The 16316-nt window shown below is 57.9% G+C and carries 15 protein-coding genes; 6 read left to right on the top strand and 9 right to left on the bottom strand.

The window, feature by feature from the left end; genetic code table 11:
• Positions 1 to 148 precede the first annotated feature (148 nt).
• The 5 genes from bioD to JIF53_RS09285 all read left to right on the top strand — a co-directional run bounded on the left by bioD (position 149) and on the right by JIF53_RS09285 (position 5938).
• Entirely contained in the window at positions 149 to 853 is a 705-nt protein-coding gene (gene bioD, locus JIF53_RS09305) for a dethiobiotin synthase (RefSeq protein WP_114434184.1), read from the top strand.
• 51 nt (positions 854 to 904) lie between these two features.
• Positions 905 to 1150 (top strand): flagellar basal body rod C-terminal domain-containing protein, encoded by a 246-nt coding sequence (locus JIF53_RS09300; RefSeq protein ID WP_011786197.1) that lies wholly within the window; start codon positions 905 to 907, stop codon positions 1148 to 1150.
• Between the two features lie 11 nt (positions 1151 to 1161).
• The gene (locus JIF53_RS09295; protein ID WP_022991406.1) at positions 1162 to 1878 is read left to right on the top strand and encodes a putative metalloprotease CJM1_0395 family protein; all 717 of its coding nucleotides are present in this window, start codon (positions 1162 to 1164) and stop codon (positions 1876 to 1878) included.
• 249 nt (positions 1879 to 2127) lie between these two features.
• Positions 2128 to 3927 (top strand): acyl-CoA dehydrogenase C-terminal domain-containing protein, encoded by a 1800-nt coding sequence (locus JIF53_RS09290; protein ID WP_114434185.1) that lies wholly within the window; start codon positions 2128 to 2130, stop codon positions 3925 to 3927.
• 220 nt (positions 3928 to 4147) lie between these two features.
• On the top strand, positions 4148 to 5938 hold the full coding sequence (locus JIF53_RS09285) for an acyl-CoA dehydrogenase C-terminal domain-containing protein (protein ID WP_199452347.1): 1791 nt from the start codon (positions 4148 to 4150) through the stop codon (positions 5936 to 5938).
• 201 nt (positions 5939 to 6139) lie between these two features.
• Here JIF53_RS09285 and JIF53_RS09280 read toward each other — a convergent pair whose 3' ends face one another.
• The 5 genes from JIF53_RS09280 to leuS all read right to left on the bottom strand — a co-directional run bounded on the left by JIF53_RS09280 (position 6140) and on the right by leuS (position 11504).
• Positions 6140 to 6775: an endonuclease gene (locus JIF53_RS09280; RefSeq protein ID WP_022991403.1), complete on the bottom strand. Its 636-nt coding sequence runs from the start codon at positions 6773 to 6775 to the stop codon at positions 6140 to 6142.
• A 189-nt stretch (positions 6776 to 6964) separates the two neighbouring features.
• Positions 6965 to 7228 carry a hypothetical protein gene (locus tag JIF53_RS09275; RefSeq protein WP_014422133.1) on the bottom strand — a complete coding sequence of 88 codons (264 nt, stop codon included), beginning with the start codon at positions 7226 to 7228 and terminating at the stop codon, positions 6965 to 6967.
• A gap of 103 nt (positions 7229 to 7331) precedes the next feature.
• The gene (gene holA / locus JIF53_RS09270) at positions 7332 to 8345 is read right to left on the bottom strand and encodes a DNA polymerase III subunit delta (protein ID WP_114434187.1); all 1014 of its coding nucleotides are present in this window, start codon (positions 8343 to 8345) and stop codon (positions 7332 to 7334) included.
• Positions 8342 to 8917, bottom strand: coding sequence for an LPS assembly lipoprotein LptE (lptE, locus tag JIF53_RS09265; protein WP_114434188.1), 576 nt, complete (start codon positions 8915 to 8917; stop codon positions 8342 to 8344). Before lptE ends, holA begins: the two co-directional genes overlap by 4 nt.
• Position 8918: 1 nt before the next feature.
• Complete coding sequence (gene leuS / locus JIF53_RS09260) at positions 8919 to 11504, bottom strand: leucine--tRNA ligase (RefSeq protein ID WP_114434281.1); 2586 nt, start codon at positions 11502 to 11504, stop codon at positions 8919 to 8921.
• Positions 11505 to 11655: 151 nt separating this feature from the next.
• Between leuS and JIF53_RS09255 the strand changes: the two genes are divergently transcribed.
• Positions 11656 to 12204 carry a zinc ribbon-containing protein gene (locus JIF53_RS09255; protein WP_199452346.1) on the top strand — a complete coding sequence of 183 codons (549 nt, stop codon included), beginning with the start codon at positions 11656 to 11658 and terminating at the stop codon, positions 12202 to 12204.
• Between the two features lie 49 nt (positions 12205 to 12253).
• Here the strand turns inward: JIF53_RS09255 and lnt are convergent, their stop codons facing one another.
• The 4 genes from lnt to JIF53_RS09235 are packed head-to-tail and all read right to left on the bottom strand — an operon-like array spanning position 12254 to position 16086.
• Complete coding sequence (lnt, locus tag JIF53_RS09250; protein WP_199452345.1) at positions 12254 to 13798, bottom strand: apolipoprotein N-acyltransferase; 1545 nt, start codon at positions 13796 to 13798, stop codon at positions 12254 to 12256.
• Complete coding sequence (locus JIF53_RS09245; protein WP_011786186.1) at positions 13788 to 14633, bottom strand: HlyC/CorC family transporter; 846 nt, start codon at positions 14631 to 14633, stop codon at positions 13788 to 13790. Before JIF53_RS09245 ends, lnt begins: the two co-directional genes overlap by 11 nt.
• On the bottom strand, positions 14630 to 15103 hold the full coding sequence (ybeY, locus tag JIF53_RS09240; protein WP_023009083.1) for an rRNA maturation RNase YbeY: 474 nt from the start codon (positions 15101 to 15103) through the stop codon (positions 14630 to 14632). The genes JIF53_RS09245 and ybeY overlap by 4 nt, the downstream gene beginning before the upstream one ends.
• Complete coding sequence (locus tag JIF53_RS09235) at positions 15100 to 16086, bottom strand: PhoH family protein (RefSeq protein ID WP_199452344.1); 987 nt, start codon at positions 16084 to 16086, stop codon at positions 15100 to 15102. The genes ybeY and JIF53_RS09235 overlap by 4 nt, the downstream gene beginning before the upstream one ends.
• Between the last annotated feature and the right edge of the window lie 230 nt (positions 16087 to 16316).

Genomic DNA, 16316 nt, shown 5'->3' with positions numbered 1-16316 from the left:
AAATATCGGGCGAGGGCAGGGGTACTCTTTCCAGGACTGTTGAGGGCCATGGATGGCCCGAATCAAGCGCACATGGATGTGCTTGTAGCGTGTCCTGGAAAGAGTACCCCTGCCCTCGTCTTACGCTAATCGTAGGAACATTTCAGGCATGGCCAAACACACTTATTTCATTACAGGCACCGACACCGGCGTCGGCAAAACCATCGTCTCCGCAGCCATTCTCGAGGCGGCCAAATCCGCCGGCAAGCGAACCCTGGCCATGAAACCCATCGCTTCCGGCTGCGACCAGACCCCTGAGGGCCTGAGAAACGAAGACGCCCTGATGCTGCAGGCGGCCATCACCGAAAAACTACCCTACGACACCATCAACCCCATCGCCCTCAAGCCCGCCATCGCCCCCCACGTAGCTGCCCAGCAGGCCGGAAAACAGGTCACCGCCCAGCGAATCGTCGGGTTTTGTCGTGGCATGCAGATCCGCCCCGCCGATCTTCTGCTGATCGAAGGCGCCGGTGGCTGGCGAGTACCACTCAATGATCGGGAAACCTACGCAGCGGTGCCGGGAGAGTTGAAACTGCCGGTGATACTGGTTGTGCCGCTGCAACTGGGGTGTATCAATCATGCCATGCTCAGCGCCGAAGCGATTCGCGCCGACGGACTGGTTGTTGCAGGCTGGGTAGGTAACCATCCCGAAGAACAGGTGATGAGTTGCGAACAGGATACCCTGAACTACCTGTCCACCCACCTCGGCGCGCCTTGCCTCGGTGTGCTTCCCTGGTTGGAAAATACCGATACCGCCGAGATGCCGGCGATCCTGTCTCGGTATCTGAACATCACACCGCTGATTGAAAATTGACCAGAAATGTGAGTTAATCAGGTCAAAGGTTCGTCACAGGAATGGCTGCTCATGATTAACAACACACTTGCTATCGGGATTCAGGGTATCCAGGACGGCATGGTGGGCATGGAGAACGCGGCCCGGAAAATTGCCCGAGGTGGCGTTGACGGTCCTCAGGGCTCAGCGGAGGGCGCTGGAAATCTGGTGGAACCCATGATCGACCTGAAACTATACGAGCGCAGCGTCGAGGCCTCTGCTCAGGTCGTTAAAACCGCCGATGAAACGCTGGGTACCCTGCTGGATATTCGCGCCTGAGCCAGGTTTCTGTGAACGTATTCTCCTCAATCGCTCCCATCTTCTCCGGCTCTCCCACCGGTGCGTCCACGCCGGTCGCAGGCAGTGGCCGAACACCGGAGGCTTCCGGTGAAAAGCCTGCCACTGGCGATACTTCATCAACCTCAAAACCGGTTGAGCAGTCTTCCGAAGGACGAAAATCCGACCAGTCTTCCGAATCACGCTCCGACGCGCGCGAGAATCCGCAAGGCCTGACAGATGAAGAGCTGAAGCAGCTGACTGATCTCAAAGCCCGGGACAGGGAAGTGCGTGCTCACGAGGCGGCGCATCAGGCTGCTGGTGGGCAGTACGCGGGTGCTATGTCGTTTACCTACCAGCGAGGGCCGGATGGCGCCCAGTATGCGGTAGGCGGTGAAGTTCCCATTGATGTTTCGCCGGTGGCGGGGGATCCTCAGGCCACCATTGAAAAAATGCGCGTGGTGCGGTCTGCTGCCATGGCGCCTGCCCAGCCCTCCGGTCAGGATCGCGCTGTTGCCGCCCAGGCCATGCAGACCATGTTGCAGGCACAGTCGGAGCTGGCGGCAGGTGAGGGCGAATCCCGGACGGCGGAAGCCTCTGCCAGTGTTGAGGGAAGCCAGGGTGATGCTCGCAGTGCCCGTTCCCGCGAGGCGGAAGAGAGCTACCGCAATGTCTCTGCCATGGCTGGCGACTCCCGCTATTCCGAGTCTGTGACTTCCCTGTTCGCCTGATCGCTTCGTCTGGCCTTTCTCCTTGTCTTCCCGTTTTCTCCGGGCATTTCTGCCCTGAAAATTTACTGATCGAACACAAAACCAACACAAATTTCAGTCAAGGCTATTGACAATTCTGTGCCTCAAAACGTATGTTTCAAACAAGTGTTTAATTAAGGCCGTGATGCGGTGCATCATGGTGTCTGAGCAAACCCGAGGCCAGAAGCTGTAAACCCGTTTCAGCTGAGACCCAGAACCGAGGTGGATTCCATGCCTGAATACAAAGCGCCCCTGCGTGACATTAAATTCGTAATGAACGAGCTGCTGAACAGCGAGCAGCACTACGCCAATCTGGAAGGTGCCGAAGATGCAACTCCGGATATGGTCGATGCCATTATCCAGGAAGGTGCGAAATTCTGTGAGCAGGTACTGTCTCCGCTGAACCAGGTGGGTGACCAGGAGGGCTGTACCTGGAGCGAAGACGGCGTGAAAACCCCGACCGGCTTCAAAGAAGCGTACCAGCAGTACGTAGAAGGTGGCTGGCCGTCCATGACTGCCGATCCCAACTACGGTGGCCAGGGCCTGCCGCATTCCATTGGCCTGGTTATCAGCGAAATGGTTGGCACCTCCAACTGGTCCTGGGGTATGTACCCGGGCCTGAGCCACGGTGCCACCAACACCATCGAAGCCCACGGCACTGAAGAGCAGAAGCAGACCTACCTGACCAAGCTGATCAGCGGTGAGTGGACCGGTACCATGTGTCTGACCGAGCCGCATTGTGGTTCTGACCTGGGCACCCTGCGCACCAAGGCCGAGCCGAACGCTGACGGCAGCTACAGCATCACCGGTACCAAGATCTTCATCTCTGCCGGCGAGCACGACATGGCTGAGAACATCGTTCACATCGTACTGGCTCGTCTGCCGGGCGCTCCGGAAGGCACCAAGGGTATCTCCCTGTTTATCGTGCCCAAGCAGCTGCCGAACGAAGACGGTTCTGCCGGTGAGCGCAACGCGGTTTCCTGTGGCTCCCTGGAGCACAAGATGGGTATCCACGGTAACGCGACCTGTGTGATGAACTTCGACGGTGCCAAGGGCTGGCTGATCGGGCCGGAGAACAAAGGCCTGAACTGCATGTTCACCTTCATGAACACCGCTCGTATCGGTACCGCCATCCAGGGCCTGGGTTCTGCCGAGCTGGGCTTCCAGGGTTCCCTGGCCTATGCCAAAGAGCGCCTGGCTATGCGTTCCCTGAGCGGTCCGAAAAATCCGGACGGCATCGCTGACCCGATCATCGTGCATCCGGACGTCCGCCGCATGCTGCTGACCCAGAAAGTTGTGGCCGAAGGCGCCCGTGCCCTGATCTACCTGGCTGGCCAGCAAGTGGACGTGGTTCACTCTGGCAAGACTGAGGAAGAGCGCAAGCACGCAGACGCGCTGCTGGGCTTCCTGACCCCGATCGCCAAGGCATTCCTGACCGAGATCGGTTACGAGTCTGCCAACCTGGGTATGCAGGTCTTCGGTGGCCACGGTTTCATCACCGAGTGGGGCATGGAGCAGAACGTTCGTGATTCCCGCATCGGCATGATCTACGAGGGTACCACGGGTATCCAGGCGCTGGATCTGCTGGGCCGTAAGGTTCTGATGACCCAGGGCGAAGCTCTGAAAGTGTTCACCAAGCAGGTTCACGTTTTCTGCAAAGAGAACGCAGACAACGAGCAGCTGAAAGAATTTATCGAGCCGCTGGCTGCGATCAACAAGGAGTGGGGCGATCTGACCATGAAGGTTGGTATGACCGCCATGAAGAACCGCGAGGAAGTCGGTGCCGCTGCTGTGGATTACCTGATGTACTCCGGTTACGCGGTCTTCGCTTACCTGTGGGCCCGTATGGCCAAGGTAGCACTGGACACGATGGCCGAAGGCACCTCTGAGGAGATGTTCTACAACGCCAAGGTTCAGTCTGCACGCTTCTACTTCAAGCGTCTGCTGCCGCGCACCCGGACCCACGCAGAAACCATGCTGGCCGGTGCAGACAGCCTGCTGGACATGCCGGAAGAAGCCTTCGCTATCTAAGGCGGGGTTGCTATCTGATTGATGGCACAGAGAAAGCCCGTTCTCCCGCAGGAGGCGGGCTTTTTTCATGAGTTGCCGGCGTGTTTTGAGGTAGAATAGCGCGCCATAGAACAACAACCTTGTTTCGGACACATAGCCGAGCGGGTGGGCTCCGACCTCCAACAGAAGAGGCATCAACACCGCCCCCCAAGTGACTGACTGAATTTCTGGAGAGTTTTACATGGCTGATTATCAGGCACCCCTTCGTGACATGCGTTTCGTTCTGAACGAAGTGTTTGACGCACCCTCCCTGTGGGCGTCACTGCCAAAGATTGCAGAAAACGTAGATCCCGACACCGCTGATGCCATTCTTGAAGAAGCGGGCAAGATCACCAGCGGCGTGCTGGCTCCCCTGAACCGCGAAGCCGACGAACAGGGCTGTAAGTGGAACGAAGGCGAAGTTTCCACTCCGGAAGGGTTCAAAGAAGCCTACCAGACCATCGTGGAAGGTGGCTGGAATGGCCTGGGTGGTAACCCGGACTTCGGTGGCATGGGTATGCCCAAGACGTTGGTGGCCCAGTTTGAGGAAATGATGCAGGGCGCCAACATGGCCTTCGGCCTGGCTCCAATGCTGACCGCCGGCGCCTGCCTCGCCCTGGATGCCCACGGCAGCCAGGAGCTGAAAGAAAAGTACCTGCCGAATATGTACTCCGGCGTCTGGTCTGGCGCGATGGATCTGACCGAGCCTCACGCCGGTACCGATCTGGGTATTATCCGGACCAAAGCTGAGCCGAACGACGACGGCTCCTTCAACATCACCGGCACCAAGATCTTCATCACTTGGGGCGAGCACGACATGGCGGAGAACATTATCCACCTGGTGCTGGCTAAACTGCCGGACGCGCCGAAGGGCCCGAAGGGTATTTCCCTGTTCCTGGTGCCCAAGTTCATGGTGAACGACGACGGTTCCCTGGGCGAGCGTAACCAGTTCAGCTGTGGTTCCATCGAGAAGAAGATGGGTATCAAAGGCTCAGCCACCTGCGTGATGAACTTCGACGGCGCCAAGGGCTGGCTGGTTGGTGAAGAAAACAAAGGCCTGGCCGCCATGTTCACCATGATGAACTACGAGCGCCTGGGTGTGGGCATCCAGGGCATCGGCGCCGCCGAAGCTTCCCTGCAGAGCGCCCGCGAATACGCCAACGAGCGTATCCAGAGCCGCGCGCCCACCGGTGCCCAGCAGCCCGAAAAAGCCGCTGACCCGATTCTGGTACACCCAGACGTGCGCCGCATGCTGCTGACCATGAAGAGCTACGTAGAGGGTGGCCGTGCCTTCTCCACCTACGTAGCCCAGTGGCTGGACATCTCCAAGTATTCCGACAACGACGAACAGCGCAAACACGCCGAAGGCATGGTTGCCCTGCTGACCCCCGTCGCCAAAGCCTTCCTGACCGACCGCGGCCTGGAAACCACCATCATCGGCCAGCAGGTCTTCGGTGGCCACGGCTTCATCCGCGAGTGGGGCCAGGAGCAGCTGGTACGCGACTGCCGCATTACCCAGATCTACGAGGGTACCAACGGCATCCAGGCCATGGACCTGATGGGGCGTAAAGTGGTGGGCAGCCAAGGCAAGCTGTACGAACTGTTCGCTCAGGACGTTGCCGCCTTCATCGAAGCCAACAGCAGCGACGAAGCCCTGCGCCCCTACCTTGAGCCGCTGGCGGCCTCCCTGGAGCGCCTGTCAGACGTTACCGAGCACGTGCTGAACCAGGCGGCTAACAACCCGGAAGCCATTGGTGCCGCAGCCGTCGATTACCTCGATATGTTCGGCTACACCGCTCTGGCGTACATGTGGGCCAAAGTGGTCAAAGCTGCCGCTCCGAAAGCTGAGGGCGACACCTCTGGTTTCTATACAGGCAAGGTCAAGACCGCTCGCTTCTACTTCGACCGCCTGTTGCCAAAGACCGTGTCTCTGGCCGAAGGCATTCGCAGTGGCAGCGATGCCATGATGGCGCCGGCTGCTAACGAAATCTGATCAGATTTCTGAAGCAGAAATGAAAAAAGCAGGCCTCGATGGCCTGCTTTTTTATGGATGCTATTAACTCAGGTTTGGGCCAGGAGGCGGGGTAGAGCTTTCCGAAACCTTGTGGAGCCAGGGATGGCGGAACAGAGCGTACATGGAAGTATTTACAGCGTGTTTCGGAAAGCTCTACCCCGCCTCCTGGCTTGCGTCAGTCTATAGACGTTCTATCAGTCCCGGATTCACCACAAACGGATTCTCATTGCCCTGAATTTCGGCAATCCGCTTATGCCGGCTCAGCTCCCGGTCATCCGGGGGATCCAGTTTGCTCCAGCCCTTGAACACCGGTGTGGCCCCCAGCCAGGGCAGGCCATAAGTATCCACCATATAGGCCATGGTGCGGGCAACGTCGCCTTTAACCCGCTCTGGGGGTTCAAAGAACTGGGCGCTTTCACGAATCCCGCAATCATCGGCGCCCGTGGTCTCGCCAAGATTCTCATACCGGGCGTTACGCCGCCGCATTTCAACCCGGGTTCGTACCGGTACCATGTTGTGAAGATCAGACGTAATTTGCCGATAGCGATTGTCCTGGCGGCACTGGGAGGTTGTTCCGCAGTCCAGGGCAGTGCGAATGTCGGCAAGTGGATAAACGTAGCCATCGGTCATGACAAAGCCCTTGCCAGTGAAGGGAGTATCACAGAAGAACGACGAGCCGCCGTCGGCATACAGGTTGCTCCAGAATTCATTATCAATGACCGTTTGAGGGTCGCTGAAACGGGTATTCTGGCCCACGACCATGCCGGCGGTAAGTGAGAAAGTCAGGGTGACGGAGAGTGCGATTATTTTTTTCATATGACCGTTATACCTCACAGCACGTGTCATACGCCGTGGCCAGCCAGACGACTGGTTGGTGGCAAAATGAACAGTTCGACGAAATTATGACGAACTGTTCAGTCTTTACTGTGAAGTATGGCACAGAGGCAGTGAGACAAAAGCCCCTGTTTACGGAGAGATGTGTTTATTTGTTAACCAGTTAACGCTTTATTTCAGTTTGTTACGGATGTTCTGGTATCCGGTTTTCAGATCCTCACCCAGCTTGCGAGCAGTTTCCCTCGCCTCATTGCTGGCATTCTCGGCATCATGGAAAATCTGATCCAGCTTTGACCGGAACCGATCCCAGTCCTGCTCCAGATCGTCCCATTCGTCTTTTACATCTTCCCTTGCAAGGTGCAACTGAACGCGCGCCTCGTCACGATATTGCTTGATCTTGTCGGACAGCTTGTTGAAATCGTCTTGCAGACTCATGGTATTTCTCCTTCCCTGATGAGTTGGGAGTTCTACAATGCGCCCGAACGTGAAAAAGTGTCAAGTCCCTGAGCGGGCCGGTGCTATCCCGCTTTGATTCAGATCAGCTGGCCCGCTTGCCGGCCAGAATAAGGGAGAGATCCCGCAGGTGATGCCAGGGGGAAAGATCATCGAAACCCTTGGCGGCCCGATCAATCAGACTACAAAGGTTGATTGCCTGGTGTAACTGGGCCAGTGAAAGTCTTCGAGCCGCTTGCTGGACGGCGGACGAGCGCTTTGGCTGGAAAACGCCGCGCTTTTTCAGAAAGCCCGCGGGGTTTTCTCCACCGGGCAAGGCGGTCTTAAGCTCAACAATCAGATGAAGGTCACGAACGAGCACAGTGAGTAGTCCAAGAGGGTTTTCGCCCTCCTGCTCCAGCACCCCGATCATGCGGCAGGCATGAACAGCCTTGCCGGATAGCAGTTCCGTGACCAGTTCAAAGCCGTTGAACCTGGCACTATCCTGTACGGCCTGCTCCACCGTCTCTTCATCGATGGTTTTGCCGTTGGTGAGCAGCGTCAGACGGTCCAGCTCCTGGCTGGCGGCCAGCAGGTTGCCCTCCAGGCGCTCTGCAAGAATACCGAGTGCTCCACGGGTCAGGCTGAGGCCTTTTGAGGTGGCCCGTTGCTGCAACCATCCGGGAAACTTGTCTCCCTCGACCGGCCAGAGCGGAACGTGCACGCCATGGCCCTGAAGTTCCTTGTACCATTTGCGTTTGGTTTCGGCGGCATCCAGTCTGGCGCTGATCAGCAGGAGAATGACGTCCTCTGGCGGGGATTGCAGTACCTGCTCCAGAACCCGGCGGCCATCCCCGAGTTTGCCGGTGGGCAGATGAATCTCAATGCGACGTTTTTCAGCGAACAGGGACAGGGCGTTGCATTCGTCAGCAACCGTGTTCCAGTCGAACTGATTGTCTGCGTGAAACGTGAGCCGGTCCAGATAGCCAGCTTCACGGGCGGCGGCGCGGATCTGGTCACAGCATTCCTGAACCAGCAGGGGTTCATCGCCGGAGATCAGGTAAACCGAAGCCAGGCCTTTCTTCAGAAGTTGCGGGAGTTGGCCGGGCTGGGTTTTCATGGTGATTCAGGCTCCTCACCATCGGCAGTGTGTTCCTGAACCAGGGCATCAATTCGTTGTCGGGACATAGGCGCCAGCCGGAAGATAACTTGTTGGGCAAGGCGATCGCCCAATTGTTGCCGCAATTCGTCTTCCTCGCGCTGTTTGGCGAGTACATTGGTCTCGTCGTAGCGGTAGGTTTCACTGGCGTTCAGGTCGGTGGTGGCAATCAGCGGGATCTGGTCCTTGGTCACCAGCTCCATGGCGACCGTGTGGCGCAGAATGTACTCAGCCGCCGCTGCCTGTGCGGTAATGGCTGAAGCCCGGCGGTCCTGGCGGTAGTCCGACAGGCGCAGCAGGTAGTCTGCCTGGCCCGGATTCCGTAGCTCGATGCCACCGAGCTCCAGCTGCTCACGCAGAGACTGGCAGAACTGTCCGGGCAGGGAGGACGGGCAGTCAATAGCCAGGGGTTGCAGGGCAGCCGGAACCGGGGAGCTGCCCCGTAACTGAAAGCCACAGCCGGTCAGGGTGAGCAGCGAGGCAAGCAGTGCCAGAAGGCCCAGCTTTTTCAGTTCAGGGGCAGGGCAGGGCATCTTAGTTAGCCACCACGTTCACGAGTTTGCCAGGCACAACGATCACTTTGCGTACGGTCTTGCCGTCGGTGAAACGCATGACGTTTTCGTTCTCCAGGGCAAGCTTCTCCAGATCTGTCTTGCCAATATCCGCCGGTACGTTCTCCTTGGCCCGGACCTTGCCGTTCACCTGCAGAACCACCTCAATTTCGCTACGAACCATGGCGCTTTCGTCGGCAACCGGCCAGGAGGCGTCAACCACCGTGTCAGAGTGACCGAGGGCCTGCCACAGGTTGTGACAGATGTGCGGCACAATGGGGGAAAGCACCAGCACGGCGGTATCCAGGGCTTCCTGACGCACCGCGCGGGTTTGCGGCTCGTCATCGCTGAGCCTGCCCACTTCGTTGAGCAGTTCCATGACAGCCGCGATGGCGGTGTTGAAGGTCAGGCGGCGGCTGATGTCATCGCTGACTTTGGCGATGGTTTCGTGGGTCTTGCGGCGCAGGTCTTTCTGAGCACCATTGAGGTTGGCAGGATCAACCGCCGGAGCTTCGCCACTGGCGGTATGCTCATTGACCATCCGCCACAGTCGTTTGAGGAAGCGATGGGCGCCTTCAACGCCGCTGTCGGACCACTCCAGCGACTGCTCAGGTGGTGCCGCAAACATCATGAACAACCGCACAGTGTCGGCACCGTGCTGATCGATGATGGCCTGGGGATCGATGCCGTTGTTCTTGGATTTGGACATTTTGGTAACGCCACCGATTTCCACAGGCTCGCCGTCCGATTTCAGCACCGCTCGCACTACCTGGCCCTTGCCATCGCGCTCAACCGTCACATCGGCCGGGTTGAACCAGGTTTTCCCGCCATTTGCTTCATTGCGGTAGTAGGTCTCGGCCAGAACCATGCCCTGGGTCAGCAGGCGCTTGAATGGCTCGGAACTGTTCACCAGACCAACGTCGCGCAGCAGCTTGTGGAAGAACCGGGCATACAGCAGGTGCAGAATCGCGTGCTCGATGCCGCCGATGTACTGGTCGACTGGCAGCCAGTAATTGGCGGCAGCCGGGTCCAGCATGCCCTTGTCGTAGTTCGGGCTGCAGAAACGGGCGTAATACCAGGAGGACTCCATGAAGGTATCGAAGGTATCGGTTTCCAGGGTGGCTGGCTGGCCGTTGTATTCGGTCTTGCACCACTCCGGGTCGGCCTTGATCGGCGACTGGACGCCGTCCATTTCAACGTCTTCGGGCAGACGAACCGGTAGCTGGTCATCCGGCACCGGCATCTCGGTGCCGTCCTCCAGCGTCATCATCGGGATGGGCGCACCCCAGTAGCGCTGCCGGGACACACCCCAGTCACGCAGACGGTAGTTCACGGTACGTTTGCCAATGCCCTGGGCTTCAAGGTAATCCGCGATTTCCTCAAACGCCTCTTCGCTGGTCAGGCCGCTGTATTTGCCGGAGGACACCAGAACGCCTTTCTCGGTGAAGGCCTGCTCCTGGATATCGATATCGCGGCTGTCGTTCGGTGCAATCACCTGTTTGATGGGCAGCTTGTACTTGACGGCAAACTCGTGATCCCGCTCATCATGGCCAGGAACCGCCATCAGGGCTCCGGTGCCGTAGTCCGTGAGTACAAAGTTGGCGACCCAGACCGGGATTTCTTCCTGGGTCAGCGGGTGAATGGCCTTGAAGCCGGTATCTATACCTTTCTTTTCCATGGTCGCCAGCTCGGCTTCGGCCACCTTGCTGTTACGGCACTGGTCGACAAACTCGGCCACATCGCGGTGGCGCTCGGCCGCCGCCTTGGCCAGAGGGTGCTCAGCGGCGACTGCCATGTAGCTGACGCCCATCAGCGTGTCCGGGCGGGTGGTGTAAACCGTCAGACCACCTTCCTGCTCTTTCAGCGGGAAGGTCAGCTCGGTCCCTACCGATTTGCCGATCCAGTTGCGCTGCATGGTCTTGACCTGCTCGGGCCAGCCCTCCATGTCTTCCAGATCGTTCAGCAGTTCTTCCGCGTAGTCGGTAATGCGGATGAACCACTGCGGAATCTTTTTCTGCTCGACCAGGGCACCGGAGCGCCAGCCCCGACCGTCAACCACCTGCTCGTTGGCCAGTACGGTCTGGTCAACCGGGTCCCAGTTCACGGTGGACATCTTCTTGTACACCAGGCCTTTCTCGTAGAGGCGGGCGAAGAACCACTGTTCCCAGCGGTAGTATTCCGGGTCGCAGGTGGCCAGTTCGCGGCTCCAGTCGTAGCCAAACCCCAGCTGCTTGAGCTGGTTCTTCATGTAATCAATGTTGGAGCGAGTCCACTTGGCCGGTGCAGACTTGTTGGCAATCGCGGCATTTTCGGCAGGCAGGCCGAAAGCGTCCCAGCCCATAGGCTGCATTACATTCTTGCCCTGCATACGCTGGTAGCGGGAAATCACGTCGCCGATGGTGTAGTTGCGGACGTGGCCCATATGCAGCTTGCCGCTGGGGTAGGGGAACATGGACAGGCAGTAGTACTTGGGCTTGCCCGGCTCTTCCTTGACCTTGAAGGTCTCGTTGGTTTCCCAGAAAGTGCGGGCGGTCTGTTCTACTTCACGTGGGTTGTATTGTTCGTCCATTCCTGCCATTGCCAAAAGTACCCTGTGTGAAAAGGATGTTCGAGAAAAGGCCGAACATTCTAACGCACACGCGGCTTAACAGGTAGTCTGCCAATTCCGTGGGTTTGTGCCAGACTGAGAGTATGGTGAAAGGTGCAGATAAGGAGCCCAAATGAGCGAGCCAGAACGCAGTCACCTCTCCGGAAAAGCCCTTGAGGTTTACGACCGAATGCTTGAGCGGGTACAGATACGCCTGCATGAGCTACAGGAAACGTCGTTGCAGACGCTGGAGGAAGAAGTTCAGAAAGCGATAGAAGTGGAATACGAGATCGAGGAAATGACCCGGGAAGAAGCGGATCTGCTCGGGGCGTATCTTCAGCGGGATCTGGAGCACCTGTTGCATTTCGTGGAGGAGACCGGGGAAGGCCTGGGAGAATGGCTGCAACTGGATATCGCATTACTGGAACACACCCTGGCAGACCGGCTTCTCTCGGTGGCCGATCAGACCCTGGTTGATACTCTGGAACTGAAGCAGAAGCTGGAGAATCAGGACGTCAGTCACTATATCTCCGGTGAAGTGGCCACGGCGGGTATGTTCCGGTGCATGAACTGCAGCCACATGCTTTGTCTGACCAAGACCAGCCACCTGCATCCCTGCGAGGCCTGCGGCTCCCATTACTTTGAGCGGGTAACCAGCCGCTGGCCACCGAAAGAAAGCTGAAGCCATCGCCTTGAGCCTGCAAGCCATTTGAGCAGCAGGCTCAAGGCGCTCAGTTTTTCGGAATCACCCGTTCTCGGATGAACACAATCAGGATGATCGCCAACGTCAGCACCGGCCAGGATCCTGTTTGCATGTAGGGTGTGCTCCCGGTTGCCGTAAATACCTCACCGGTCAGTACCGCGCGCTCGAACTGTGGGATGCGCTCGGTAATCTCGCCCTTGTGATTGATGATCGCAGTGACGCCGTTGTTGGTGCCCCGCAGCATGTAGCGGCCGGTCTCCAGGGCTCTCATGCGGGCAAGCTGCAGATGTTGCAGCGGCCCGATGGAATCACCGAACCAGCCGTCGTTACTGATCGTCAGCAGCAGATCGGTGTTGCGGGCATTAAACGCCACGAAATCGGGGTAGGCCACTTCATAGCAGATGTAAGGGGTGATTTTCATGCCATTGGCGACCAGCGGCGCTTGCTGCTCTGGCCCAGGCGTGAAGCTACTCATGGGCAGGTCAAAGAAACCGATCAGCCCCCGCAGCAGACCCTGAAGTGGCACATATTCGCCAAAGGGCACCAGCTTCTGTTTGTGGTACATGCCGTCGCCATTGCCGATGGCCATAATGCTGTTGTGGAAGGTGTAGTCTTCAATCTGGCCGCTGTAGCCATACCAGGGGATGCCGGTGATCAGCGTGCTGTTTTCTCCTAACTGTTCCCGGATATGATCAATGACCTTGCCAGCCTGGTCCTGCGGAATGGGGATGGCTGTTTCTGGCCAGAGGATCAGGTCGGTTTGCCAGTGCGCTTCGGTCATGCCCAGATAAGCCACAATCTGATCGCGCAGGAAATCAGGATCCCACTTGATCTGTTGCGGTATGTTGCCCTGCATCGCCGCAAAGCTGACGGGCTCTTCGCTGAGCTCGGTCCAGTCAGCTTTGTTCATGGCCGGGGCGATCAGCCAGGGCAGCAGAGCTGCTACCAGAACGGCGCCAGCAGTGACCTTCCTGTCAAGTTTGAACAGCCACCAGGCGCCGTAAGCAGCCACTGCGGTAACGGTGATCCAGAAGGTAATGCCATGCACGCCAGTCAGTGGCGCCAGCCCGGCCAGGGGGCCGTCGGTATGGGCGGTGCCCAGATACAGCCATGGAAATCCAGTCAGCAGCCAGCCACGCAACCAGTCGCCCAGTACCCAGATGGCAGGGAACAGCAAGAGTCGGCGTGGTGCGCTGTCTTTGGCGAGTTTGCCCCAGAACCAGAAGGCCAGCCCATGGAACAGGGCCAGCCCGGCAATAAACAGGACCATGAGTACAATGGCCAGAGGTACCGAAGTATTGCCGTGCTCGCTGATGCTGACGTAAATCCAGCTGGCACCGGAGGCGAACAGACCAAGCCCGGCCAGCCAGCCGGAGCGGAACAGCTTGTCCGGCGCCTGATGGACGGTGACCAGCAGGATCAGAAACACCGACAAGGGCCCAAGCCACCACAGATAGAATGGCGAGAAGGTCAGTGTTTGCAGAGCGCCGGCAATCACAAGGATTGCGGCGCCCAGCCATTTTCGGGTGGTGAACGGGAGTTTCAGTGGCGGGTGCTGTGGATCATGACTCACTGCGGGTTACCTGCAACAGACGGATGACTCGGTTATCGGCGTTGGCAATAGTAAACTGCAAGCCGCCGAATTCAACCGTTTCGCCCCGTCTGGGCAGGTGTCCAAATTCTTTCAGTACCAGGCCGCCAATGGTATCGAACTCTTCTTCATCCATGTCTGTCTCGAAGAATTCGTTGAAATCATCGATGGGCGTCACGGCCTTCACCGCAAAGGTCCCGTCGCCCCGGGCCTTGATATGGGTCTCCTCATCGAAGTCATGTTCGTCTTCGATTTCACCGACGATCTGTTCCAGCACGTCTTCGATGGTGATAAGGCCAGCGGTTCCGCCGTACTCATCCACCACAATCGCCATGTGATTACGATTTTCCTTGAACTCCTTGAGCAGCTGGTTCAAACGCTTGCTTTCGGGAACAAAGGTGGGCGGCCGCAGGATTTCGCGGATGCGGTTCCAGTTCAGATCGTTGTTGAGGGCAAGAGGAAGCAGGTCTTTCGCCAGCAATACCCCGATCACGTCATCCTGGCTCTCGCCGATGACCGGAAAGCGGCTATGGGCGGAAGACATAATCTCGGGCAGGAACTCTTTGGGTTCCTGAGATGCCTTTACGGTGATCATCTGGGAGCGGGGGATCATGATCTCGTCCACCCGCATGTCGATCACTTGCATGGCGCCTTCAATGATGCTCATGGAGTCAGCATCAATAATGCTCTGGGATTCAGCATCCCGCAGGATTTCCAGCACGTCCTCGACGGACTCAGGCCCGCTGGAAAAGGCCTGTGATATACGCTCCAGCCAGGACTTGTTGCCCTGACTGCGACTCGACTGATCGTCGCTCATGAGTCTGGTTCCGTTTCCTCTGCTTCGTAAGGGTTAGCAAATCCGAGCTGCGCCAGCAGCCGGATTTCGAGGGCTTCCATGACCTCGGCTTCATTATCTTCAATATGATCGTAGCCCTGGAGATGCAACATACCGTGCACCACCATATGGGCCCAGTGGGCGACAGCGTCTTTGCTCTGCTCCCGCGCTTCCTGTTCAACAACTGGCGCGCAAATCACGAGATCTCCGGCCAATGGCACCGTTATACCCGCTGGTGCTTCAAATGGGAAGGACAAAACATTGGTAGGCTTGTCCTTGTCCCGGTACTGGTGATTCAGCTCACGGCTTTCGTCGTTATCGACAATACGGATGGTAACTTCGGTTGGATTCTCATCCTGCCACGCCGCCTCTGCCCAGGCTTCAAACAACGCCTCGGTAGGTACGCCCGTGCCGTCAAAGGCCATCTGAAGGTCCACAGTTACCTTGCTCATTGGCCTGTGGCACTCCCGTCGTTGAAAGAATCGTAGGCTTCAACAATGCGTTGAACCAGGGGGTGACGCACCACATCCTTGGCGTCGAAACGGGTAAAGCCAATACCCGGGACCTTGCTCAACACGCTGGCGGCATGAATCAGCCCGGAATTCTGTCCGCGGGGCAGGTCCACCTGGGTGGTATCGCCGGTAATGACCGCGGTAGAGCCAAAGCCTATCCGGGTCAGGAACATCTTCATCTGCTCCCGGGTGGTATTCTGGCTTTCGTCCAGAATAATAAACGAGTTGTTCAGGGTACGGCCGCGCATGAATGCCAGGGGGGCAATCTCGATCACACTTTTCTCGATCAGGCGGGTGACCTGATCAAATCCCAGCATTTCGTAGAGAGCGTCGTAGAGCGGGCGCAGGTACGGGTCCACCTTCTGGGCCAGATCGCCCGGCAGAAAGCCCAGCTTCTCGCCGGCTTCCACGGCCGGCCGAACCAGCAGAATACGCTTCACCTGCTCGTCTTTCAGAGCCTCGACAGCACAAGCCACTGCCAACCACGTCTTACCGGTACCCGCGGGCCCGATGCCGAAGTTGATGTCGTGGGTGCGAATGTTATGCACATACTTCTGCTGATTCCTGCCACGGGGTTTGGCGGTCAGCTTGGGTGTCTTGATAACAGTGACCTGGCCTTCATCGTAAGGCACATCATCCGGCAGCCGTTCCAGGCCGGTTTCGCGGATGAACAGGTGCACGGTATCGGGCGGTATGTCATCACTGGCCTCGGTTTCCCGGTACAGATGCCGGATAACCTCGGTTGCCGCCGCTACGTTTTCAGTGCTGCCTTCCACCCGAAAGTGATGCCCGCGCCGGCCGACTTTCACTTGCAGGCGCTGGTCGATCATCTTCAGGTGTTCATCAAACTGTCCGCACAAGGTTGCCAGGCGGCGCTGGTCCACCGGATGCAGGTCAAATTGTCTGGTATCGTGAGTGTTCAATCTTGCTCCGTTCTGTTTTAACTCCAGACTGGGTGCTAATGGCTGGAGTAGGCATTTCCAATTTTGGGAGTATGGCCGATGCGTGGGTTCGCTTCCACAGGGACGCTCAAGACGTCCTGTTCGCTTAGCTTCGGCCATCCATGGCCTACGATACCCTGTGGAAGCGAACCCACGCACCGGCCTTTCCTGCTATGTGCAGGTTCGCGAGACGAAAAACAAGTACGAGTTTT

The organism is Marinobacter sp. bablab_jr008 (assembly GCF_016464145.1).
GTDB classification, from domain to species: domain Bacteria; phylum Pseudomonadota; class Gammaproteobacteria; order Pseudomonadales; family Oleiphilaceae; genus Marinobacter; species Marinobacter nauticus.
This window is presented reverse-complemented; position numbering and strand designations above follow the sequence as displayed.